The sequence below is a fragment of the Klebsiella pasteurii genome (assembly GCF_018139045.1).
Lineage (GTDB): Bacteria > Pseudomonadota > Gammaproteobacteria > Enterobacterales > Enterobacteriaceae > Klebsiella > Klebsiella grimontii.
This window is the reverse complement of sequence record NZ_CP073236.1, coordinates 4171555-4195658: the sequence shown is the minus strand read 5'-3', so window position 1 is coordinate 4195658 and position 24104 is coordinate 4171555. Positions and strand designations below refer to the sequence as shown.

The 24104-nt window shown below is 57.2% G+C and carries 21 protein-coding genes and 1 pseudogene; 6 read left to right on the top strand and 16 right to left on the bottom strand.

Annotated features, from left to right (window positions below; translation table 11 throughout):
• Positions 1–126: 126 nt before the first annotated feature.
• Positions 127–888: a uridine phosphorylase gene (gene udp, locus KCG39_RS19690; protein WP_004127525.1), complete on the bottom strand. Its 762-nt coding sequence runs from the start codon at positions 886–888 to the stop codon at positions 127–129.
• A gap of 267 nt (positions 889–1155) precedes the next feature.
• Here udp and KCG39_RS19685 point away from each other — a divergent pair, with 267 nt between their 5' ends.
• Entirely contained in the window at positions 1156–1968 is an 813-nt protein-coding gene (locus KCG39_RS19685) for a dienelactone hydrolase family protein (RefSeq protein ID WP_123828586.1), read from the top strand.
• A gap of 3 nt (positions 1969–1971) precedes the next feature.
• On the opposite strand, the gene KCG39_RS19680 is transcribed toward KCG39_RS19685, so the two are convergent.
• The 6 genes from KCG39_RS19680 to metE all read right to left on the bottom strand — a co-directional run bounded on the left by KCG39_RS19680 (position 1972) and on the right by metE (position 10643).
• Positions 1972–2661 (bottom strand): transporter substrate-binding domain-containing protein, encoded by a 690-nt coding sequence (locus tag KCG39_RS19680; RefSeq protein ID WP_004127518.1) that lies wholly within the window; start codon positions 2659–2661, stop codon positions 1972–1974.
• Positions 2662–2777: 116 nt separating this feature from the next.
• Complete coding sequence (locus tag KCG39_RS19675) at positions 2778–4073, bottom strand: anaerobic sulfatase maturase (protein ID WP_139529209.1); 1296 nt, start codon at positions 4071–4073, stop codon at positions 2778–2780.
• Positions 4074–4113: 40 nt separating this feature from the next.
• Positions 4114–4836 (bottom strand): GntR family transcriptional regulator, encoded by a 723-nt coding sequence (locus tag KCG39_RS19670; RefSeq protein WP_004127511.1) that lies wholly within the window; start codon positions 4834–4836, stop codon positions 4114–4116.
• Positions 4837–4879: 43 nt separating this feature from the next.
• Positions 4880–6625, bottom strand: coding sequence for a sulfatase (locus KCG39_RS19665; RefSeq protein ID WP_049114615.1), 1746 nt, complete (start codon positions 6623–6625; stop codon positions 4880–4882).
• Positions 6626–6647: 22 nt separating this feature from the next.
• Entirely contained in the window at positions 6648–8063 is a 1416-nt protein-coding gene (locus tag KCG39_RS19660; RefSeq protein ID WP_004127504.1) for a PTS transporter subunit EIIC, read from the bottom strand.
• Positions 8064–8381: 318 nt separating this feature from the next.
• Complete coding sequence (gene metE, locus KCG39_RS19655; protein WP_142445073.1) at positions 8382–10643, bottom strand: 5-methyltetrahydropteroyltriglutamate--homocysteine S-methyltransferase; 2262 nt, start codon at positions 10641–10643, stop codon at positions 8382–8384.
• Positions 10644–10874: 231 nt separating this feature from the next.
• Here metE and metR point away from each other — a divergent pair, with 231 nt between their 5' ends.
• Positions 10875–11828: an HTH-type transcriptional regulator MetR gene (gene metR, locus KCG39_RS19650; protein ID WP_004127498.1), complete on the top strand. Its 954-nt coding sequence runs from the start codon at positions 10875–10877 to the stop codon at positions 11826–11828.
• Here metR and KCG39_RS19645 read toward each other — a convergent pair.
• The 3 genes from KCG39_RS19645 to pldB form a co-directional block, all read right to left on the bottom strand.
• Positions 11716–12615, bottom strand: a complete 900-nt coding sequence (locus KCG39_RS19645; protein ID WP_004127495.1) for a carboxylate/amino acid/amine transporter — start codon at positions 12613–12615, stop codon at positions 11716–11718. The two genes, metR and KCG39_RS19645, sit on opposite strands and share 113 nt — an antisense overlap.
• Before the next feature lie 88 nt (positions 12616–12703).
• Positions 12704–13504 carry a sugar/pyridoxal phosphate phosphatase YigL gene (gene yigL, locus KCG39_RS19640; protein ID WP_004127491.1) on the bottom strand — a complete coding sequence of 267 codons (801 nt, stop codon included), beginning with the start codon at positions 13502–13504 and terminating at the stop codon, positions 12704–12706.
• 43 nt (positions 13505–13547) lie between these two features.
• A complete protein-coding gene (gene pldB / locus KCG39_RS19635; protein ID WP_004127488.1) occupies positions 13548–14540 on the bottom strand; it encodes a lysophospholipase L2 in 993 nt (330 codons plus the stop codon).
• A 109-nt stretch (positions 14541–14649) separates the two neighbouring features.
• Here pldB and rhtB point away from each other — a divergent pair, with 109 nt between their 5' ends.
• A complete protein-coding gene (rhtB, locus tag KCG39_RS19630) occupies positions 14650–15270 on the top strand; it encodes a homoserine/homoserine lactone efflux protein (protein ID WP_004127485.1) in 621 nt (206 codons plus the stop codon).
• A gap of 24 nt (positions 15271–15294) precedes the next feature.
• A pseudogene (locus tag KCG39_RS28005) lies at positions 15295–15487 on the top strand (ISNCY family transposase); the annotation flags it as partial.
• Between the two features lie 42 nt (positions 15488–15529).
• On the opposite strand, the gene rhtC reads toward KCG39_RS28005, so the two are convergent.
• From rhtC to pldA, 3 genes are all read right to left on the bottom strand, one after another.
• The gene (rhtC, locus tag KCG39_RS19625; RefSeq protein WP_004127480.1) at positions 15530–16153 is read right to left on the bottom strand and encodes a threonine export protein RhtC; all 624 of its coding nucleotides are present in this window, start codon (positions 16151–16153) and stop codon (positions 15530–15532) included.
• 61 nt (positions 16154–16214) lie between these two features.
• A complete protein-coding gene (gene recQ / locus KCG39_RS19620; RefSeq protein ID WP_142467944.1) occupies positions 16215–18041 on the bottom strand; it encodes an ATP-dependent DNA helicase RecQ in 1827 nt (608 codons plus the stop codon).
• A gap of 67 nt (positions 18042–18108) precedes the next feature.
• Positions 18109–18981, bottom strand: a complete 873-nt coding sequence (pldA, locus tag KCG39_RS19615; protein ID WP_049114613.1) for a phospholipase A — start codon at positions 18979–18981, stop codon at positions 18109–18111.
• A 155-nt stretch (positions 18982–19136) separates the two neighbouring features.
• Here pldA and yigI point away from each other — a divergent pair, with 155 nt between their 5' ends.
• Both yigI and rarD read left to right on the top strand, forming a co-directional pair.
• A complete protein-coding gene (gene yigI / locus KCG39_RS19610) occupies positions 19137–19601 on the top strand; it encodes an acyl-CoA thioesterase YigI (protein ID WP_142467945.1) in 465 nt (154 codons plus the stop codon).
• 49 nt (positions 19602–19650) lie between these two features.
• Positions 19651–20544: an EamA family transporter RarD gene (gene rarD, locus KCG39_RS19605; protein ID WP_142467946.1), complete on the top strand. Its 894-nt coding sequence runs from the start codon at positions 19651–19653 to the stop codon at positions 20542–20544.
• Positions 20545–20585: 41 nt separating this feature from the next.
• On the opposite strand, the gene corA is transcribed toward rarD, so the two are convergent.
• From corA to uvrD, 3 genes are all read right to left on the bottom strand, one after another.
• Positions 20586–21536, bottom strand: coding sequence for a magnesium/cobalt transporter CorA (corA, locus tag KCG39_RS19600; RefSeq protein ID WP_004097564.1), 951 nt, complete (start codon positions 21534–21536; stop codon positions 20586–20588).
• A gap of 149 nt (positions 21537–21685) precedes the next feature.
• Complete coding sequence (gene ysgD / locus KCG39_RS28105; protein WP_349817343.1) at positions 21686–21742, bottom strand: YsgD/CorL family protein; 57 nt, start codon at positions 21740–21742, stop codon at positions 21686–21688.
• 148 nt (positions 21743–21890) lie between these two features.
• Positions 21891–24053, bottom strand: a complete 2163-nt coding sequence (gene uvrD / locus KCG39_RS19595; RefSeq protein WP_004127467.1) for a DNA helicase II — start codon at positions 24051–24053, stop codon at positions 21891–21893.
• Positions 24054–24104 lie beyond the last annotated feature (51 nt).

The window sequence follows — 24104 nt, the reverse complement described above, 5'->3', positions numbered from 1 at the left end:
GGCAACCACTTACGGCACAAAATAGAATTGTGCTGTACAAACGTCCAGTTGGAAAGGGTTTTCCTGCGAGGCGCTACGCAAAAAAGAAGAGCCGGAGAGTCCGGCCCTTTTCGGAAAGGAGAAGAACTACAGCAGGCGACGCGCCGCTTCCACGACAATTTTCACCGCATGGCTTTCGGTTTGCTTCATGGTTTCCGCGTTCGGAATTTCCTGCTGGGTACGGTTGACGATAACCCCGGCAACCATCCCGGCGCGCAGGCCCTGGCTGGCGCACATCGTCAGCAGCGTGGCGGATTCCATTTCATAGTTCATCACGCCCATCGACTGCCACTCTTCCATCGAGCCTTTAAAGCGGCTCACAACGCGGCCGGAGAAGGTGTCGTAACGTTCCTGTCCCGGATAGAAGGTGTCGGAGGAGGCAGTCACGCCGATATGGGTGGTCGCGCCGATAGATTTCGCCGCCTCAACCAGCGCGGTAGTGCATTCAAAATCAGCCACCGCCGGGAACTCCATGGGCGCAAAGTGCAGACTTGCACCGTCCAGGCGCACAGAAGCGGTAGTCACCAGAACATCGCCTACGTTGATGTGCGGCTGGATGGCGCCGGTGGTGCCAATGCGCAGGAAGGTACGGATGCCGAGCTGGGCCAGTTCTTCCACGGCGATAGAGGTCGATGGGCCGCCGATACCGGTGGAGCAGACAATCACTGCTTTACCGTCCAGCTCCGCGCGCCAGGTGGTGAATTCACGGTGAGATGCCAGCTTAACCGGCTTATCCATCAGCGCGGCGATCTTTTCCACACGCTCTGGATCGCCAGGGACGATAGCCAGCGTAGCCCCTTGTAAATCGTTTTTGGTGAGGCCGAGATGAAAAACATCAGACTTGGACATAAAAAACTCCTCTGTGGGTCGAATTATCAGCAGAAGCAAAACGGTACTTTACAGAAGCTGTCGGTTCAATTTTGTGACAACAATCACCATGAATGAAATTCATTGCAATAACTTTCCATAAAATAGTGATATACATCACATTAACAAGCGAAATCGCGGAAGCCTGAACAAAAGATAGCCTGTTTCGGGCACTGTGTTTGGTTAACGTCCTGTCCAGAGCAGCTATAGTTATTGCTGCGCTAATAAATTAAGGGTACGGAGAATACCATGACGACAATTAAGCAAACCGGCTTTGCACCTGCAGCCACGCCGCACGCCTCAACTGCCGTTCACACATCAGATGAGAACATCGTCTGCGGAGAGACATCAATCCCTTCGCAGGGGGATAACATGCCGGCATTCCACGCCCGCCCGGGGAACGTCGACGGCCCGCTGCCGGTCGTTATTGTGGTTCAGGAAATTTTCGGCGTGCATGAACATATCCGCGATATTTGCCGCCGTCTGGCGAAGGAGGGGTATCTGGCTATCGCACCAGAGCTGTACTTCCGCCAGGGCGACCCTAATGATTACAGCGACATCCCTTCTCTGTTCCAGGGGCTGGTTAAAAAAGTGCCGGACTCTCAAGTGCTGGCCGACCTCGATCACGTGGCCAGTTGGGCCTCCCGCCACGGCGGCGATGCCCATCGCCTGCTGATTACCGGCTTCTGCTGGGGCGGGCGCATTACCTGGCTGTACGCTGCGCATAACCCTCAGCTAAAAGCCGCCGTCGCCTGGTACGGCAAACTGGTCGGAGAGAAAACGTTGAATTCGCCGAAGCATCCGGTCGATATTGCCGTCGATCTCAACGCGCCGGTTTTAGGGCTCTATGGCGCGAAAGATGACAGCATTCCGCAGGATACGGTGGAAACCATGCGCCAGGCGCTGCGGGCGGCCAACGCCACGGCGGAGATCGTGGTTTACCCGCACGCTGACCACGCCTTTAATGCCGACTATCGCGCCAGCTATCATGAAGAGTCGGCGAAGGACGGCTGGCAACGGATGCTGGCCTGGTTTGCCCAGCATGGCAGTAAGCGCGGTTAAAGTTCAGCTATTGCCGATATGGCGCTTCACCATCCCGGCAATAGTACCGTCCGCTATCCATGAAGAAAGGCAGCGGCAAATAAATTCATAATGCTGCGGCGCATTGCGCGGTACGCATATCGCCTGGCGTATCTGGCTAAAGCTGTCGGGCAGAACGCGCAACGCCGGGTTTTCCTGCGCGGCTTGCTCCAGAGGCTGGCGAATACCGGCCGCCATATCGCCTTCGCCGTGGATGAACGCCTGAATAGCCTCCTGAGAAGTGGCGTACTGGCGCATCGTCGCGTGTTTTAGCGTGCGAATCAGATACAGCTCGTAGGCCGCACCTTTGCCCACGTTTATCACCACACCTTCTCGGTCCATCTCCTGAACCGACCCTATTTCACTCTCTTTTTTAACCATCGCCGAGCTTTCGATGGTGACGTAGGGCGGCGTGAAGCGAAGCTTATCTTCCCGCGCCGGGTCGATAGCCAGAAAGGCGATATCCCATTGATCCTGCAGCGCAGCATCCACGACCTGCCCGGCCGTCGGCCAGGTCACAAACCGCGCTTCGCGCTGGCTCTCTGCCGCCAGCCTCTTTGCCAGCTCAACGGTTATCCCCCCCGGGGCACCTCCCGGCAACAGTGTCGTAAGAACCGGGTTACCCAGGTTTATGGCAAAACGCAAAAAGTCTTTTCGATCGTGGTGTTCACTCACTTTTCACCTCCGGACAGTCGCAACAGCCTCGTTTCAGAAAACGTTAAACGGTAGTCAAAGAGATCCGCCCTGAACAACCTCCAGCCATTGGACGCTACCTTGCTGGTTCAGCATTCTCAATGCTGCGCGCCGCAGCATTTTTTATATTTACGCCCGCTGCCGCAGGGGCAAGGGTCGTTGCGGGAAGCCATCATCGGCGCCTGCTGCGCCTCTTGCGCCAGCCACTGCATTATCGCCGGAAGCGGATAACCGTTGTCCAGGAGCTGCCGCCAGACGTTCATATATGGCGTCACGTGTTTGAAAAAGTGCTGATAGCCCGCGCACAGATAGCTGTGGCCGGGACGGCCGCTCGGGGAAACGGCGAAACGATGCTTCGGGCAGCCGCCGTGGCAAACAAAACGAAACTCGCAGCGGCGGCAATCTGCCGTTAGCGTCTCTTGCTTCGCCTGACCAAAGGCGATGGCCTGCGCGCTATTGTTCAGCTCCCGGATGCTCTGCTGATGAATATTGCCCAGCCTGTGCTCCGGGTAAACATAGTGATCGCAGTTATACAGATCGCCATTCGATTCCAGCGCAAAAGCGTGGCCGCAGGTGGCCGAATGTACGCACAGCACCGGCGGCTGGCCGGTCCACGCCGCCAGGGCGACGTCAAACATCTGCACATAGACGCGATCGACGTCGCGACGCACCCAGATATCGAAAATTTGGTTAAGAAACTCGCCGAACTGCCAGGAGGGTACCGTCCAGGGCGCCAGCCGCGCCGCGCTCTCCCCCGGCAGTACCAGCTGTAGCGGAGCCGAGGCGTCGCTGCTCATCCGTTCGACCAGCGGGATAAACTGCATATAGCGCGAACCGGCCGCCAGCAGGAAATCGTACACTTCGCGGGCGTGATCAACGTTATGCTTGCCGACCACGGTCAGGGTGTTGAACTCAACGTTATGGGACTTCAATAGCGCCATCGCCGCAACGACCTTCTCGTGGGTTCCCTTTCCCGCGCGGTTGACGCGGTACTGGTTATGTAGATGCGCCGGACCGTCTATCGACAAGCCCACCAGAAAACCCTGCTCGGCAAAAAAACGCGCCCACTCATCGTCCACCAGTACGCCGTTAGTTTGCAGCGCATGTTCTATCTTCTTACCGTTGGCGTACTTGTCACACAGCTCAACGACTCGGCGAAAGAACGGCAGCCCCATCATCGTCGGCTCGCCGCCCTGCCAGGCAAAGGTCACCGCATCGCCGGACTGGGCGGCAATATGCTGGCGAATATAGTTTTCCAGCGTCTCATCGGACATGCGCCAGTTTTTATTCCGTTCCGGATAAAGCGCTTCTTTTTCCAGATAAAAGCAGTAGGTGCAATCGATGTTACACACCGAGCCGCTCGGCTTTGCCATCACGTGGCAGCCATGAATCATGCTAATTTCCCCTGCTTTGATGGCCCGGTAAATTCTGCCATTAACTGTTCTCTACAATGTACTGATAGCAGCTGGCGATATGGCGGGCGATGGTATATTCCACCAGCTCACCGCGATCGTTAAATCCCTGGCGAGTCTTCACCAGCAGCGGCTCGCCTGCGGCAACCTGCAAAATATCGCAGTCCTGGGTCGTCGGCAGCTCGGCGGTAATGGTGTCTTTATAGCTATCGATATTCTCGCCGCGCTGTTCCAGCGCGCTGTACAATCCTTCTTTAAATGCGTCTAACGTCAGTTCGCCCAGACGCGGCGTCAGCCAGATATAGTTTACCTGCGCGGGAAGTTCGTTTTGTCGATAGATCGTACGGGTGAGACGCTGAATTTTCTGCTCCGCCGGGAGCACGAACGCCTGCGCCACTTCCGGCGGCGGTAAGAGCAGCTCAAGTGTCAGATTATGTCGCGAAATAGAGTGCTGCTGCTGGCCGTCAATCAGTCGAATGCGGGTTTTTACACCCTGTTTCTCGGAGGTGCTGATGACCATTGTGCCAATACCGGCCTGGCGTTTGACCAGCCCTTTTGCGGCAAGCTCGGCCAGCGCGCGCCGGGCCGTGATGCGGCTAACGCCGAACAGCTCTTCAAATTCGGCTTCGGTAGGCAGGACATCATTCTTCTTGTAGGTTCCGGACCTCAGCTTTTCCAGCAGGATGTCGTATAGCTGGGCGTACAAAGGCTTCGCCCCGCGAGAATAGTCCAGTTCTTCTTTCATTAACTTCGCACTCCTGTTCCCCGGCCGTGGCCGGGGGTACCCCTTAATCAAGTCGCATTTCTAACGCCATCTTATAGTACACGCTCTGATGCTGCTCCTCCGGAACCTCGTTCTGCACGAACGCCCACAAATTTTGCCGATCCCAGTTCGGCTGACAGGCGGCCCGCAGCTTTTCAGCCAGAGCGTTCTGTCCGCCCCCCTCCAGATGCTGCAGCAACGCATACAGCCCGTAGCGCACCTGCGGCGCAAAAGCGGACAGCTCCGGCAGCAGATGCGGATCCCGCCCGAGCAGCGGGCCTTGCGTATCGTCCAGCCCGTAGCGCGCGTACAGTTCGCCGGGCGCATCGTTTTCCTGCATCATGAAAATCATCTGCTCCCGCAGTCGCCGCGCCGCTTGTTGATCCCGACACTGGGTTTGCTGCGTCGGATCGCTCTGTAAATCATACAAGCGATGACCAAAGCGATCGGCGCCGCGGGTCATTACCGACTCGGCGGGAACTTTCATTACCGGGCAGCCCTTGGTAAAGCGAAACGGCGGATGCAGCGTCGTTGCGCGTAGCTCCTGCGGCGTAAAGCGGCGGTTGATCCGCGTTGGCATCAGGGTGTATTCGTACAGGCCATCAACGCCGCGCTCAACGGGCGAACGCATATAAACATAGCGACCATCAGTAATATTGATATGGCAGCCGTGATAACCAAACAGGGCATAGTCGCGTACCGGCGTATCGTCGCGCAACGCGGGCAACAGCGAGACGCCCTGCATATCCGCCGGTTTATTCAGGCCAAAACAGTCCAACAGCGTCGCGGGAAGATCGATGGTCTGCACCAGCGCCTGACGAGACTCGCCCGCGCCGCCGTACTGCGGATGCCAGATAAATAAGGGAACATTCGCCACTTCGTTATACAGCGGCATGATATTTTTCCCCCACCACTCATGCTCGCCGAGCAGAAAACCGTGGTCGGTGTTGACGATCAGCAGCGTGTCGCGCCACAGATCGTAACGATCCATATAGTCCAGCACCTTCCCGACGTACGCATCCACCATCGTCAGCAGCGCCATGTAGTACCGTTGGATCACGCTCTTGCGTTCGGCGCTTTCGGTGACGAAGTAGTACGGCGGCCAGCCGTCGAACTGCGCGGGATCGTCAATGCCGTACATCTTCAGGTATTTTTCCGGCACAAAAAACGGCTCATGCGGATCGAAACACTCCAGCTGCAGAAACCAGCTGTCGCTGGCGTGGTTGGCGTCGATAAACGCCAGCCCTTTGCCAATCGTCCGCGCCAGATGATGATCCTCTTCGTTCTGCATAAACTGCGCGTTGATCTGATGCTGAACCCGGCTGGCGATGCGCCGCTGTTTGATCTCCTCCGGCTCGCCGGATTCGTAGCGGTATTTCGGCTTATTTACCACGCCTTTCCAGGCATCGCCCTCCTGACCGCGCACAAACTCGTAGGTACTGTAGCGAGAGTGATAGGTCGCCCCGCCGTCGCGCCAGTAGTGTTTATGGTCCGTCACCAGATGGGTGTGAATGCCGTTCTTCTTCAGCAGCTCCGGAACCGAATCATCGAACGGCTCGATCGGTGACCAGCCGCGATGTAAAAAGTTATAGCGTCCGGTATGCAGCTCCCGGCGCGCGGGCATGCAGGGCATGCTGCCGACATAGGCGTTATCAAAACGAACCGTACGCTCCTTCAGCCGCTGAAAATTCGGCGTGATCGCCCTGTCGCTGCCGTAGGCCGACAGCAGGCGCTTATTCAGCGAATCAAACATCAACATAATCGCTTTCATGCTTTACTCCTTCACTCTTCCTTCACGCCGTTTCTTTATCGTAACCGCGTACTTTGCCGACGATATAGGTCAGCACGAAGGCTGCGGCGCAGCCGGTTAACCATGAGAGGATGTACTGTAAATATTTACCGTCGGCGATGAGCGGCAGCGCGGAGAGCCCGGCGGCGCCCACGCCGTTGGTCGAAACCCCCAGCAGCACCACCATCATTCCGCCAAAGCCGGCGCCGATAGAACCGGTAATAAAGGCGAAACCGGCCGGGATATTGACGCCGAAAATCGTCGGCTCTCCCACCGCCAGGATGGAGGTCGGGATCGCCCCTTTGGCGATTTTCTTCATCATCGGATCGCGCGTCAGCAGCAGAACCGCCGTCGCCGCGCCAACCATTCCGGCGTTGGACATAATCTGAATGGCGAACAACGGAGCGTGCCCGGTCGCGTTGATCATCTCCAGGTGAATAGGGAACAAGCCATGGTGCAGGCCGAGCGAGATCAGGAACGGGAACAGCGCCGAGAGCGCAAAGCCCGCCGCAATGCCGCCGGTAGAGAGCAGGCCGTTTAGCCCGTGGAGGATACCGTTAGAAATAACGCCCGCCACCGGCATAATCACCAGCAGCAGCGCCGCTGCCATCACCACCAGTACGATGGTCGGCGTGACCACCACATCAACAATATCCGGGACAAAGCGCCGAACCTGCTTTTCCAACAGGCACATCAGCCAGGCGCAAAGAATGACGCCGATCAGCCCGCCCTGCCCCGGAATCAGCCCCAGCGCAGTAATCTGCGGCACGATGGTGATCGCCCCCAGCAGGCCGCCCATCACCGCGTTGCCGTCAAACTCTTTCGCCGCCGTCACGCCGGTATAGATGGCGAGGAAGCCGAACAGCGCTTTAGAGACGATATCAAGGAACTGGCTGATGCCGAGCAGGTGCCGTTGATCGAGCACCACCTGGGTTGGCGACAGATCCCCCAGCGCCGCCACCTGATGCGCCAGCGCCCAGGAGGCGGCGGAGTTCACCAGCAAGTTGTTAATCCCCATCAGAATACCGGCGGCGATCAACGACGGTAGGATCGGTACAAAAATATTGGCGATATGTTTAAGGATAATTTTGCTACGGGTCTGCTTTTTCGCCTTTTCCCGCGCCAGCTTTGCTTTTTGCTCAACATCGCTTAACGGGGTAGCATCCGCAGGCTGCCCCTTAAGCAGATCGTTAATCACGTTTGCGACCTTGGTCGATTTGCCCGGCCCGACGATCGCCTGCAGGGTATCGTCCTCCACCACGCCGAGTACGCCTTCGATGCTTTTGAGCGCGGCGATATCGACCCGCGATGGATCGCTTATGGTCATCCGTACGCGAGTCATACAGTTCGTCACGTGCAGCAAATTCGCCAGGCCGCCGCAGTGTTTCACAATCGCGTGTCCCACCTTGTTGTAGTCCATACAGAGGTTCCTTTATTATTTTTGTGTGCAATTGTTATAACAATATAATGTTATTATATTTGTGAGGAGCGTCATAAAGGCGAATTAACGATCGTTTTGCCGGCAGCAGAAACGAAAAAAGAGGCCGAAGCCTCCTTGAGCAGATAGTGGTCAGGATGAGCACATTTCCCGGGTTGCGCTGCATTTATTCGGGCTACCTGCCCACAGACGGCGGTAACCCCGTAGACCCGGTAAGGCGTCAGCCGCCACCGGGGGAAGAGCACTGAATAGCGCTGTGGTTATTATGCTGCCATCCGGGAGCCGGAAAGCGTGGCTACACTATGCCTGGCGCAGGTTCTGCGCGGCCTTGACCATGTTGGTCAGCGCGCTCAGGGTTTCCGGCCAGCCGCGGGTTTTCAGGCCGCAGTCCGGATTTACCCACAGGCGCTCGGCCGGGATACGCTGCGCGGCTTTCTTCAGCAGCGCTTCGATCCACTCCACGCTCGGCACGTTCGGAGAGTGAATGTCGTACACGCCCGGCCCGATTTCATTCGGATAGTCGAACGCTTCGAACGACTCCAGCAGCTCCATATCGGAGCGCGAAGTTTCGATGGTAATGACGTCCGCATCCAGCGCGGCGATAGAATCCATGATGTCGTTGAACTCGCAGTAACACATGTGGGTGTGGATTTGCGTGTCGTCTTGCGCTACCGCCGCGTTGATGCGGAAAGCTTCCACGCCCCACGCCAGATACGTATCCCAGTCGCTACGCTTCAGAGGCAGACCTTCGCGTAGCGCCGGTTCGTCGATCTGGATGATACCGATACCAGCGGCTTCCAGGTCCGCCACTTCGTCGCGCAGCGCAAGGGCAATCTGCTTCGCAATCGTTTCACGGGTGACGTCCTCACGCGGGAAGGACCAGCAAAGAATGGTCACCGGGCCGGTCAGCATGCCTTTTACCGGTTTATCGGTCAGCGACTGAGCGTATTTAGCCCACTCAACGGTAATCGCCTCCGGACGGCTGACATCGCCGATCACCACCGGGGGTTTGACGCAGCGGGAACCATAGCTCTGTACCCAGCCGTTCTGAGTGAAGATAAACCCATCCAGGTGTTCGCCGAAGTATTCCACCATGTCGTTACGCTCGGCTTCACCGTGTACCAGCACGTCCAGACCCAGGCGCTCCTGCTCCATAATCGCCTGACGGATGTGTTCGGCGATGCCGGTGCGGTAGTTGTTCGCATCCAGGTTGCCCTTTTTAAAGTCCAGACGCAGGCCGCGGATCTCGGTGGTCTGCGGGAAAGAACCGATCGTGGTGGTCGGCCAGGCAGGTAGCTTAAAGCGGGCGCGCTGCGCTGCGGCGCGAACTTGATAGGCGCTTTGGCGCTGGCTGTCCTGAGCGGTGATGGTCGCCAGACGCTTCTCCACCGCCGCGTTATGCACGCGGGTTGAGTGGCGACGGGCCTGAATCGGCGCGCTCCATTCAGCAATCGCGGTGGTATCGCCACTGTTCAGCGCATCTCGCAGCAGCGCCAGCTCCTCACATTTTTGCAGGGCGAAGGCAAACCAGCTCTTCACTTCAGCATCGAGCCGCGTTTCCACGCTCAAATCAATTGGGCAGTGTAGCAGGGAGCAGGAAGAGGCGACCCACAGTTCGCGTTGACCGACGATAGCTTTAATTTTCGCGTATTTCTCGCTCAGATCGGCGCGCCAGACGTTGCGGCCATTGATCAGTCCGGCGGAGAGCAGCCAGTCGGCAGGCAGGCGTTTATGCAGTTCGGCGACATCATCCTGGCCGTGCACCAGGTCCACGTGCAGACCCTGTACCGGCAGCGCGGCGATGGTATCGAAGTTATCGGTAATGCCTTCAAAGTAGGTGGTCAGCAGCAGCTTAACCTCGCCGCTAAGCGCCTCGTAAGCCGGTTTGAAGGCATCCAGCCACGCCTGCGGCAGTTCCAGTACCAGCGCCGGCTCATCAATCTGCACCCATTCAATGCCGCGTTTTGCCAGTTCAGCCAACACCTGCTGGTAAACCGGCAGAATATCGTTCAGCAGGCTCAGGCGGTCGAACGGCTCGCCTTTAACCTTACCGAGCCACAGGTAAGTAACCGGCCCGAGCAGGACGGGTTTCGCCTTGTGACCCAGCGCCAGTGCTTCATCCACTTCATCCAGCAGCTGGGTCCAGGTCAGTTTGAACCGCTGGCCCTTTACGAATTCCGGCACCATGTAGTGGTAGTTGGTATTAAACCATTTGGTCATTTCCGCCGCCGCCGCCGGTTCGCCGGTCGGCGCGCGGCCACGGCCAATGCGGAACAAGGTATCGATATCAACGGAGCCGTCTTTGTTCTGATGACGAGCCGGCACGTTACCAAGCAGCAGGCTGGTGGTCAGAACATGGTCGTACCAGGCGAAATCGCCTACCGGCAGCAGGTCAACGCCGGCCTGCTTCTGTTGAGCCCAGTGACGAGCGCGCAGCTCGCGGCCGACAGCCAGCAGTTCTTCGCGGCCGGTATTGCCCGCCCAGTAGCTTTCTTGCGCTTTCTTCAGCTCGCGACGCAGGCCAACGCGAGGGAAACCGAGGGTGTGGTTAATAATTGTCATTTTTTGAGCCTCATAATTGCAATCCGAAAGATTTCGGATTTAGGGAAGGCGGCAAACTTGCTCATCCCCAGGAGCTTACTGAAGTAAGTGACTGGGGTGAGGAAGTGCAGCCAACGCACCATAAATTCGAAAGATAAAGGATTTAGACGTCCAGATGTTTACACATCCATAATTGGCAGTTACTGTATATTCCTCAAGCGCAAATTATTCATGCCGAAGTGAAGGACTTTCATGATCGAAATTAAACACCTGAAAACGCTCCAGGCGTTGCGGAATAGCGGTTCTCTGGCAGGGGCGGCGGCGGCCCTGCACCAGACCCAATCCGCATTGTCCCACCAGTTCAGCGATCTGGAACAGCGCCTCGGCTTCCGTCTGTTTGTGCGTAAAAGCCAGCCGCTACGCTTTACGCCGCAGGGAGAGATCCTGCTGCAGCTGGCAAATCAGGTACTGCCGCAAATCAGCCGCGCCCTGCAGGATTGCAATGAGCCGCAGCAAACCCGGCTGCGTATCGCTATCGAATGCCATAGCTGTATCCAGTGGCTGACCCCGGCGCTGGAGAGTTTTCGCGCCCGTTGGCCGCATGTGGAAGTGGATTTCCAGTCCGGGGTGATCTTCGATCCGCAGCCGGGCCTGCAGCAGGGCGAGCTGGATCTGGTGATGACCTCAGATATCCTGCCGCGCAGCGGCCTGCACTATTCACCGATGTTTGATTTCGAAGTGCGCCTGGTGATGGCGCCGGACCATCCGCTGGCGGCAAAGATGCGCATTGCGCCTGAGGATTTAGCGACCGAAATGCTGCTGATTTACCCGGTGCAGCGCGCGCGCCTGGATATCTGGCGTCACTTTTTACAGCCAGCAGGAATCAGCCCGCAGTTGAAAAGCGTCGACAATACGCTGCTGTTAATTCAGATGGTGGCGGCGCGGATGGGGATCGCCGCCCTGCCGCACTGGGTAGTGGAAAGCTTTGAGCGCCAGGGTCTGGTGGTCACCAAAACCCTGGGCGAAGGACTGTGGAGCCGACTGTACGCCGCGGTGCGCGACGGCGAGCAACGTCAGCCGGTCACCGAAGCGTTTATTCGCTCAGCGCGGAATCACGCTTGCGACCATTTGCCGTTTGTGCGGAGTGCGGAGCGACCCAGCGTCGATGAACCCATAGCGAGGCCAGGATCACCAGAGCGCCAATAATAAAGCTCGGCCAGCGTGGCTGCGTCTGCCAGATGGCCAGGTTCACCAGCAACCCGGCGGGCACGTGCATATTGTTCATGATGCCGAGCGTACCGGCATCGACCTGGGTGGCGCCGTAGTTCCACATAAAGTAGCCAATTCCCGATGCCGCCACGCCAAGAAACACCAGAATGCTCCACTGTAGCGAGGTTTCCGGCATTTTCTGCGCGTTACCCAGCATCGTCCAGGCAACCACCGCCACCAGAAACGCCCCGATGTAGAACCAGGCGAAGGCATTATGCTGCGGCATCGGACGCGTTTCCATCAGCCGCTTGTAGCCCACCATGCCAATCGCGAAGCTGATGTTGGAGAGCTGCACCAGGATCAGACCGGTCCAGAAATGATTGGTCACCTGGTCATAACGGATGATGCCCGCGCCGATAACCGCCAGCAGCGCGCTGCAGGCGTAGCCCCAGCGCAGGCGACGGCGGCTCATCACATCGTAAATCAGCGTGATGTAGAGCGGCGTCAGGACGGTAAACAGCAGAAGCTCAGATACCGTCAGGTACAGATAGGCCTGGAAACTCAGCATATACATAATGCCGAGCTGCATCGCTCCTACCAGCATATACAGGCCGATAGTGGTCAGGCTCTGCCCGCGGGTGCGCAGGAAGGGCAAAAACACCAGTGCCGCCAGGCCAACGCGCGCCAGCACCGCAAAATAGCTGTCAACGTGGCCTGCCAGGTATTCGCCATAGAGGCTAAAGGAAAAGGCCCACAGAATGGTGGTGATAATCAGTAGCGCCACAATGAATGTCTCGTAGAGTAAAGAACACCCATTGTAGCGAAGTGACAGGTTGACAACTGCTCATTAAAAAAACAATCGTCAATCTTTTTTAGTCAAGATAGAGTTTACGCAGGTAGTGGGGAACGGCATCATCAACATTGCTGCCAATCACTTCCAGCTCAGGGTGAAGATCTTTCAGCCGCTGGTGCGCGTTGGCCATAATGCAGCCCTTGCCCGCCATTGACAGCATCTCCGCATCGTTCATACCGTCGCCGAAGGCGATACACTCTTTCAGGCTATAGCCAAGCATTTTCGCCACCGCCTCCAGCGCATGCCCTTTCGACACGCCGCCCGCCATCACTTCAAGGCAGGTGACGGTAGAGAAGCTCACGTTCACGCGATCGCCCCAGCGGGCGTTGATCGCCTGCTCCAGCGGCAGCAAATGCTCATGCTTATCGCAGGTGAAAAAGACTTTGCTGATGCCTTCCGGGTCCAGCTCGCCCGGCTCGTACAGCTTGTAGTTAAACACCGCTTCTTTGAAGAAGCGCATCTCTTCCGGACGATGGCGATTCATATACCACTCATCTTCACGATAGACGTTGGTCACAATCGCCCGATCGTTACGCATCATTTCGAACAGGTCGGCGGCGATATCGCGGTCAAGGTTGTGGGCGAAGATCTGCTTTCCTTCGCTATCGTGCACGCGAGCGCCGTTCGAGGTGATCATATAGGATTTAATGCCGAGATTATCGCGAATTTGCCCAACATCGATGTAGTGGCGGCCGGTCGCGAACACGAAGTTGATACCGCGTGCGGTAAGCAGCTTCAGCGTCTCTTTGGCGTAGGGGGTTAGGCAGTGATCGGGAGAAAGCAGCGTGCCATCTAAATCAGACGCAACAACCTGGTACATAAAAATTTTAACCTCTAAGCAGGGCGACGAGCGTTTCGCCGGATTAAGTGTGTCGACCAAAAAAATCGACGATAGCGTTTAGCGCGACCGAGCGCATGGCGTCCTTTTCAAAAAGGATCTCATGGTATGCCCCTTCTATGACAAACGGCTTATCCCCTTCACAGGGGTGACCGCCAGCGGCGCGAAGTTCACAGTAGCGATCGTGCATACGATTATCGACCACCCGCTCTTCTTCCGCCTGGAGCAATAATGTTGGCGTGACGTCTTTCTCCGCACCGGCCAGCACCTCTTCGCCGGCAAGAATCCCCTCGCGCACCCAGTGGAACGTAGGCCCGCCGACCCGTAGCTGCGGCTCATCGGCGTAAAAACGCAGGTTGCGGCGATAGCGTTGGCGGCTGTGCGTCAGTACGTTGACCGCAAAGGGCAGCGCGCGCCAGCGGCCGGTACCGAGGGCATACTCTTCACGAATGCGCTGATGGCCCTCAGCCCAATCGAGAATATGGCGCACCATCCAGTCAGGCAGGCGCATAACGATACCGAACATCGGCGCGCAGAGCGCCATCGCATCGCAATGCTGTTGGTAGCGCTGCAAAAATAGCGTCGCAATGGCACCGCCCATGGAGTGGGCGAGTATAAACCGCTTTCGCCAGCGTCCGGGCGCCACTTGCTGCTGCCAGAACGCGGCGAGATCGTCGACGTAATCGCTGAAATTAACGACGTGCCCGCGGTGGGTGTCTGAAAGCATTCGCCCGGAGCGCCCCTGGCCGCGATGATCGATAATCATCACGTCAAAGCCGCTGCGGAAAAGATCGTAAGCCACTTCGGCGTACTTAACGTAGCTTTCAATGCGACCCGGGCAGATAACCACGACCCGATCATGACTGTTGGCGCAGAAACGAACAAAGCGCACCGGAACGTTATCCACGCCCGTAAATTCAGCCTCTTCCCGCTGACGCCAGAAATCGGTCAGTGGCCCCATGGTAAAGGCCGCAAACGCGTTTTCTCGTGTTTCCCAGTCCTTTTGCTGCAAAAACATCGGGCTTACACCCCTGATAACCGCTGAAAATCGTTTTTTTGTCGTGCATCACACAATGCTTACACAATAGCGTATTGTGGCATAAAAACAGACAATCAGGGAGTTTCTCATGACGTTCGAGTGGTGGTTTGCCTATCTGCTGACATCGATTATTCTCAGCCTGTCACCCGGCTCCGGGGCGATAAATACCATGACCACCTCAATCAACCATGGCTATCGCGGCGCGGCGGCCTCTATTGCCGGTCTGCAGACCGGGCTCGGCATCCATATTGTGCTGGTGGGTATTGGCCTGGGCACGCTGTTTTCCCGTTCGCTGTTGGCCTTTGAAATTCTTAAATGGGCGGGTGCCGCTTATCTTATCTGGCTCGGCATTCAGCAATGGCGAGCTGCCGGCTCTATCGATCTTAACACCCTGGCGAAAGCGCAGACCCGCGGCAAACTCTTTAAACGCGCGGTCTTCGTAAATCTGACCAACCCGAAAAGCATCGTGTTCCTCGCCGCGCTGTTCCCGCAGTTTATCGTGCCGAATGAGCCCCAGGTGATGCAGTACCTCGTGCTCGGCATCACCACCATCGTGGTCGATATTATCGTGATGATTGGCTACGCCACGCTGGCGCAGCGTATTGCCGCGTGGATTAAGGGACCGAAGCAGATGAAAGCGCTAAACAAGGTCTTTGGCTCCCTGTTTATGCTGGTCGGCGCCCTGCTGGCTTCCGCCCGCCACGCCTGATGTATAGATAAACAACAAATTACCGTACTGATGACTCTGGCAGAAAAGTGGCTTGAGGAAGGTATGCAGAAGGGCAATTAAGGAAGGCATAAAAGAGGGCGAACGTGCTGCGCTTCTTAACGTCGCAAAGGCCATGCTCGAGCCGGGCATTGATACTATTGCGGTTATGGAAATGACCGGCCTCACGTCCGACGATTTGCAGCAGCTCCGTCATTAATACCCGGCCCGCCCATAATCTCCTGGGCGGGACGCTGAAGGGTTAACGCGAAATAATCAGATGAATACCGAAGCCAGCGAATAGCGTACCGGCGATGCCGTCGATCCACTTCGCCATCCGCTGGTAGCCGCGGCGCATGCCCGGAAGGGCGAACAGGCTGGCAACCACCATAAACCAGGCCAGCGTCTCCAGTACGATCAGCAGGAAAATCCCCCAGCGCGCGCCGGAACTGACGCTGTCACCGACAAACAGCGAGAACACGGAGCCAAAATAGATAATCGCTTTTGGGTTAGCCAGATTAGTCAGCAGCCCTTTAAGGAAGCTCCGGCCGCTGCGCGCCAGTTCGACCTGAGGCTCAACCGCCGCTGCCGCTTCGCTTTTTTTCAGCGCGCCGCGCAGCATCTGGAAGCCCATCCAGCACAGATACAGTCCGCCGCCGACCATAATAATGGTATGCAGCCAGGCCATCTTCTCGATAATCAGGTTCAGGCCGAGCAGGGCTACGCCCGCCCATACCATCACCCCGCAGGTGATCCCCAGCACGCCCATCATCGCCTCTTTGCGGGAGCGGCTAACAGCGGTTTGTGAGACAAAGAAAAAGTCCGGGCCAGGACTCATCAGCGCAATGATATGCACCAGCGCCACGGTGAAGAAAAGCGTCAACATGATTAACTCGCAGGAAAATAGTCAGGACGAAAACTATATTTGCACTTTTTCGTCTGGCTGACTACTCATCATCGCCATCCACGTGCGCCCGGATCAGGGCCATAAACTCTTTACCAAAGCGCTCAAGCTTACGCGTACCGACACCGTTGACGCTGAGCATCTCACCGGCCGTCAGCGGCGTTTGCTCGGCCATTTCAATTAGCGTCGCATCGTTAAACACCACGTAGGGCGGGATATTCTCTTCGTCGGCAATCGCTTTACGCAGTTTGCGCAGCTTAGCGAACAACTTACGATCGTAATTACCGCCGAAGGATTTCTGCATCGCTTTCGGCTTCAGCGCCACAATACGCGGTACGGCAAGCTGTAGCGTTACGTCGCCGCGCAGGACCGGACGCGCGGCCTCGGTAAGCTGTAGCGCAGAGTGCTGGGCAATATTCTGCGTCACCAGCCCTAAATGAATAAGTTGACGGATAACGCTGACCCAATGCTCATGGCTCTGTTCGCGCCCGATACCGTAGACCGGCAGCTTATCGTGCCCCATATCGCGAATACGCTGGTTATTAGCGCCGCGCAGCACTTCCACGACATAGCCCATACCAAAACGTTGGTTGACGCGGTAAATCGTCGACAGCGCCTTACGCGCATCCATTAAGCCGTCGTACTGTTTCGGCGGGTCGAGGCAGATATCGCAGTTGCCGCAGGGCTCCTGGCGCCCCTCACCAAAGTAGTTGAGCAGCACCAGACGGCGGCAGGTTTGCGCTTCGGCAAAGGCCCCCATCGCGTTGAGCTTATGGCGTTCAATGTCCTGCAGCGGCCCGGCAGGCTTCTCTTCAAGGCAGCGTCTGAGCCACGCCATATCCGCCGGATCGTAAAACAGCATCGCTTCGGCAGGCAGCCCATCGCGCCCGGCGCGCCCGGTCTCCTGGTAATAAGACTCAATATTGCGGGGAATATCGAAATGCACCACAAAGCGGACGTTCGGTTTGTTGATACCCATACCGAAGGCCACCGTTGCCACTACGATTTGCAGGTCGTCGCGCTGGAATTTCTCCTGCACGTCGGCGCGGATATGGTTTTCCAGCCCGGCGTGGTAGGCCGCGGCGCTGATGCCGCGGCTTTGCAGGCGAGCGGCGGTATCTTCCACTTTTGACCGGCTATTGCAGTAGATAATGCCCGACTTACCGCGCTGGTCCTGCACGTAGCGCATCAGCTGATCCAGCGGCTTAAACTTCTCCATCAGCATATAGCGGATGTTGGGACGGTCGAAGCTGCTGACCTGAATGAGCGGGTCGTTCAGGTCCAGAAGGCGGACAATGTCGCGACGCGTAGTGTCATCGGCCGTGGCGGTCAGCGCCATAAACGGGATGTGCGGTATCCGCTGGCGCAGCTGCCCTAACGCGGCATATTCCGGACGGAAATCGTGTCCCCACTGGGATATACAGTGCGCCTCGTCTACCGCCACCATCGACAGATTCCAGTGCGTAAGATGCTCAAGGAAGTTGTCCAGCATCAGGCGCTCCGGGGCGATATACAGCAGGCGAATCTGCCCACTGCGGCAGCCGGCCATCACGTCCAGCTGCTGCTCCCGGCTCTGCGTTGAGTTCAGGCACGCCGCCGCCACGCCGTTAGCCAGCAGTTGATCGACCTGGTCCTTCATCAAGGAAATAAGCGGCGATACCACGACGGTGAGACCGCCCAGTACCAGCGCCGGAACCTGATAACACAGCGACTTGCCGCCGCCGGTTGGCATCACCACCAGGCAATCGCGCCCGGCCAACGCCGTATCAATGATGGTTTCCTGGCCCGGGCGAAATTGCTGGTAGCCGAAGGTCTCTTGTAAAACCTGCTTAGCCAGCGATTCCTGATTCAATACTTCCGCCTGCGCCACGTTGACCCCATATGCCTGAAAAGAAAACAGGCGCTATTTTCAGCGCCTGAGAGCCAGAGTGCAACGATTAAAACAGATCGTTGAGCATCAGCCCGACGCCGACGCGGGTCTGATTGAAGTTATAATCGATGAGTGACTCGCCATAACCGCTATAGACCTGAGTATAGACGCGCACGTGTTTGGTGATCGGATAGCTCACCCCGAGCTCGGCACCGCCGTAGCCGGTATTCCAGTTATATTGCCCCTGGGCGCTGAGAATGGCGTCGCCCAGTTGATAGCCCACTTTCAGGCGGTAATAACCCATATATTTGGTGATATCCGGATTATCGTCGGTGCTGCCAATCACGTACCAGGGCTTCACCTCGACCAGCCAGTTGCCGTTTTGCGCCATCAGCCGGGTATAGAGGCGGTTCCAACTGCGGGAGGTGGGATCGGAACGGCCGTTAGAGTCGTGGTTATAACCCATCTCAACGTCGCGCAGCGTCCAGCCAGCGAACGAGTAATCGGTCGCGAAACCGAGGAACAGCTGCGGCTCATAGTTGGTTTCGCGAAACGGCGCGGACTCTTTGCTGTTGGAGAGCTGCCACCAGGATTTTTGCGTATACGAAGCGCCCAGCAGCGAGTTTTCGCCGAGTATCCCCCGCCACAGCGGAAACGCCAGGCTGAGCTGGAATTTCACTTCATCTTTACGCGCGTTCTCGGCCCAGTCGTAGCTACGAATCGCTTCTTTGTTAAGATCGCTGGTCCACGTATAGAGCAAATAGTTGCTCTCATAGGGATAGAGCAGGAACGGATTATCATGATCCTGTAACAGGTTGGCGATAATACTCCCGCGAACGGCAGGGGTGTCGTGGACCTGTTTATTCACCGGCGCGTCCTGCGCCAGAACGCCGGCCGGAAGCGCAATAAGCGCCAGCAGGCAGGCCAAAGAGATACGCATTGCTGTTCTCCTGGATGGATATTTATTATTTCTGTTTAACCCAGGCAGCATTCTACCTATTTATGCGGCATCTGACCTGTTATCCGTTCTTAAAGTAGAAATCAATATTTTAGAAGCATAAAATCAACATTTCATTAACCTTTGGAAATGCTGTTATGTCTGAACTGACCGCCGCCGCCGCCCTGAAGCTGGTGGGAGAGATCTTCGTCTACCATATGCCGTTTAATCGTGCCTTAGGACTGGAGCTGGAGCACTATGAAAAGGAATTTGCCCAGCTGAGTTTCAACAACCAGCCGATGATGGTCGGCAACTGGGCGCAGAGCATCTTACATGGCGGCGTGATCGCCTCAGCGCTGGACGTCGCTGCGGGACTAGTATGCGTCGGCAGTACGCTCACCCGGCACGACACCATCAATGAAGAGGAGCTGCGCCAGCGCCTGTCGCGGATGGGTACCATCGATCTGCGCGTCGACTACCTGCGTCCAGGCCGCGGGGAACGCTTTACCGCCACCAGCAGCCTGCTGCGCGCCGGTAACAAAGTGGCGGTAGCCCGCGTCGAGTTGCATAACGAAGAGCAGGTGTATATCGCCAGCGCCACAGCGACGTATATGGTGGGTTGATCGGCCTAAATCGAGTAACATCACTCTCTTTGGCAATGGATTTGTACCGATGGACGCTAAACAAACGCGGGTAGGGGTTCTCCTGGCCCTGGCCGCCTATTTTATCTGGGGTATCGCGCCAGCGTACTTCAAGCTTATCTACTATGTTCCCGCCGATGAAATCCTGACTCACCGCGTGATCTGGTCCTTCTTCTTCATGGTGGCGCTGATTAGCGTCAGCCGCCAGTGGCCGCAGGTCAAAAGGCTGCTGAAGACGCCAAAAAAAGTGTTGCTGCTGGCGCTCTCTGCGGTGCTGGTGGGCGGTAACTGGCTGCTGTTTATCTGGGCGGTGAATAACCATCATATGCTGGAAGCCAGCCTGGGCTACTTTATCAACCCGCTGGTGAACATTCTGCTGGGGATGATCTTCCTCGGGGAGCGTTTCCGTCGGATGCAGTGGCTGGCGGTGCTGCTGGCCGCCTGCGGCGTGCTGGTACAGCTCTGGACCTTCGGCTCGCTGCCGATTATCGCCCTGGGCCTGGCGTTTAGCTTCGCTTTTTACGGCCTGCTGCGTAAAAAGATCGCCGTGGATGCGCAAACCGGGATGCTGTTTGAAACGCTCTGGCTGCTGCCGGTCGCCGCGATATATCTGTTTGGCATCGCCGATAGCCCGACCAGCCATATGGGGCAGAACCCGTGGTCGCTGAACCTGCTGCTGATGGCGGCGGGCGTGGTGACCACCATCCCGCTGCTGTGCTTTACCGGCGCGGCGACGCGTCTGCGCCTCTCCACGCTGGGCTTTTTCCAGTATATCGGCCCGACGCTGATGTTCCTGCTGGCGGTAACCTTCTACGGCGAAGTGCCGGGTGCGGATAAAATGGTGACCTTCGCCTTTATCTGGGTGGCGCTGGCGATTTTCGTGATGGATGCGGTTTACACAATACGCCGGACGCGTAGGGCATAGAGCCAAACTGATACGCAAAAAAGGAGCCGAAGCTCCTTTTTTTACAGCCAGTTTTTGCGTTTAAAGTACAGATAGGGCGCCAGACCGGCGAGCATCATAAAGACAATCGCCCCGGGATAGCCAAAGCTCCAGTGCAGCTCGGGCATAAACTCAAAGTTCATCCCATAGCTGGATGCCACCAGCGTCGGCGGCAGGAACACCACGGAGACCACCGAGAAGATTTTGATGATGCGGTTCTGCTCGATGTTGATAAAGCCCATCGCCGCCTGCATCAGGAAGTTAACCTTCTGGAACAGCGATTCGTTGTGCGGCAGCAGAGATTCGATATCGCGCAGGATCTCACGCGCCTGCTCAAGCTGGCCTGCCGGCAGACGGGCTTTACGCACGAGGAAGTTCAGCGCGCGCTGGGTATCCATCAGACACAGGCGAACTTTCCAGCCGATATCTTCCTGCTCCGCCAGCGTCGAGAGCGCCTCGTCATAGTCGTCGCCCTGACGGCCTTCCATGATCACCCGGCTGAGCTTTTCCAGGTCGCTGTAGATGTTTTCGATTTCATCCGCCAGCTGCTCAATTTTGGTTTCGAACAGGTCCAGCAGCAGCTCGTAGGCGTTGCCGTCCACCATAGACTGGCTGCGGGCGCGCATGCGATACAGGCGGAAAGCGGGCAGCTCCCGTTCGCGCAGGGTGAACAGACGCCCTTCGCGGATAGTGAACGCCACGGTAGAGTTACCGGCGTGATCCTCAGCATCTTCAAAAAAGAAAAATGAGTGGATATGCAGGCCGTCTTCATCCTCAAAGAAACGCGCTGACGCTTCGATGTCCTCCAGCTCCGGGCGCGTCGCCAGGTTCTGGCCCAATTCCGTTTGCACGCGGCTTCGTTCATCGTCGTCAGGCTCGACCAGATCGACCCACACCGAACTGGCGAGGTGCTTGATCTCGTCGGCTTCAAGACGCGTTAAACGATTGTTTTCCAGTTGAAATGCGCTCAGCATGACCGGGACTCCCAATGCAAAAAATTATCGGACAGTTCGGTGGGCACACAGAAACAATTTGGGTTTCAGACCATTCAGCCTGACTCAGAGCGACGGGAATAGAACGGGTCGCCGACAACCGCTAAGGCTATCAGCATAAGAGGATAGCCTTAGGAGTTGTTCCTGATGGGCAGGAAATTGAGCCAGCATCTACTGGGTGTGTCCAAGGCGAATGTCCTCTTAGCGTAATCGTGCGCGCATGTTACGCCAGCGCAAAAACGGCGTCAACACGCAACGGAACGCTAAAGAGCAAATCAAGCTCCTTAACGTATAAAGGTAGCAGAATATTACAAAATTATTATATTTTTCTTACTGTTACACTGTTTCCAACCGGGCGTAGGCCGCGACAAGCCATTTGATGCCCTGCCCCTGAAACGCAACCTGTAGGCGGCTGTGTTCACCGCTACCTTCGAGGTTAACGATCGTCCCTTCACCAAACTTGGCATGGCGCACGCGCTGGCCAAGCTTATAGCCGGTGTCGTTTTCCGCCATCGGCGTCCCCATCCGCTGATGGCTGACCGGACGGCTCACCGTCGCCCGCAGCCGTACCTCTTCTACGCACGACTCCGGCAGCTCGCCGATAAAGCGCGACGGACGGTGATACACCTCTTTGCCATACAGGCGGCGAGTTTCCGCGTAGGTCAACGTGAGCTTCTGCATCGCGCGGGTGACACCGACGTAGGCCAGCCGGCGTTCTTCTTCCAGGCGGCCGCCCTCATCCAGCGCCATCTGGCTCGGGAACATCCCCTCTTCCACCCCAACGATAAAGACCTGAGGGAACTCCAGCCCTTTCGCCGAGTGCAGGGTCATCAGCTGTACCGCGTCCTGCCAGGTATCCGCCTGTCCTTCTCCAGCCTCCAGCGCCGCGTGCGAGAGGAACGCCTGCAGCGGCATGAGATCTTCATCTTCTTCGTTGTAGCTGAACTGGCGCGTTGCCGTCACCAGCTCCTCTAAGTTTTCAATACGCGTCTGGCCTTTCTCGCCTTTCTCCTGCTCGTACATCATGCGCAGGCCGGAGTCTTTAATCACCCGGTCGGTCTGCACGTGCAGCGGCATATCGGCGGTTTCCTGCGCCAACGCGTCAATAAGCTCCATAAAACGCTGCAGGGCGCTGGCGGCGCGTCCGGCGAGGACTTTATCTTTTAACAGTTCGCGACAGGCCTGCCACAGCGTCAGCTGACGGTCGCGCGAGGTCTGACGCACCACGTCCAGCGTGCGATCGCCAATGCCGCGCGTCGGGGTATTCACCACGCGCTCAAACGCCGCGTCGTCATTACGGTTGGCGATCAGACGCAGATAGGAGAGCGCATCTTTAATCTCCTGACGTTCGAAGAAGCGCATGCCGCCATAAATACGATACGGCATGCTGGCCTGCAGCAGCGCCTCTTCCAGCACGCGCGACTGGGCGTTGCTGCGATACAGAATCGCGCACTGCTCCAGCGCCCCGCCGTTTTCTTGCCAGGTTTTGATACGGTTGACGACAAAACGCGCCTCATCAAGATCGTTAAACGCGCAGTAAAGCGAAATCGGCTCGCCGTCGGCGCCGTCGGTCCACAATTTTTTACCCAGCCGCCCGCTGTTGTTCTCAATCAGGGCGTTGGCCGCGCTGAGGATATTGCTGGTCGAACGATAGTTCTGCTCGAGGCGAATAGTTTCCGCACCGGGGAAATCGTTGAGGAAGCGCTGGATGTTCTCTACCTGCGCGCCGCGCCAGCCGTAGATCGACTGATCGTCATCGCCGACGATCATCACCTTGCCGGTATCCCCCGCCAGCAGGCGGATCCACGCGTACTGAATGTTGTTGGTATCCTGGAATTCGTCGACCAGGATATTGGTAAAGCGCTCGCGGTAGTGCTGCAGGATATGCGGCTTATTCAGCCACAGTTCGTGCGCGCGCAGCAGCAGCTCGGCGAAATCCACCAGCCCCGCGCGATCGCAGGCTTCCTGATAGGCCTGATACACCTTCTGCCAGGTCTGCTCCACCGGGTTACCGTAGCTCTGAATATGGTGCGGGCGCAGGCCTTCGTCTTTCTGGCCGTTGATGTACCACATCGCCTGACGCGGCGGCCACTGCTTCTCATCGAGGTTCATTGCCTTAATCAAACGCTTAAGCAGACGCAGCTGGTCTTCGCTGTCGAGGATCTGGAAGTCCTGCGGCAGGTTGGCGTCAAGGTGATGGGCGCGTAGCAGCCGGTGCGCCAGGCCGTGGAAAGTACCGACCCACATACCGCCCTGGGTGGTGCCCATCAGTTGGCCAATACGATGGCGCATCTCCGCCGCCGCTTTGTTGGTAAAGGTCACCGCCATAATGGAGTAAGGGGAACAGTTCTCAACGCTCAGTAGCCAGGCGATGCGGTGTACCAGCACGCGCGTCTTACCGCTGCCCGCTCCTGCCAGAACCAGCATATTCGTACGTGATGCCGCAACGGCTTCACGCTGTTTGTCATTAAGGCTGTCGAGCAGGTAAGAAACGTCCATTGGCACCGCCGGAAATGAGACGCCCGGCAACGTTCAGTTCACCGGGCTACT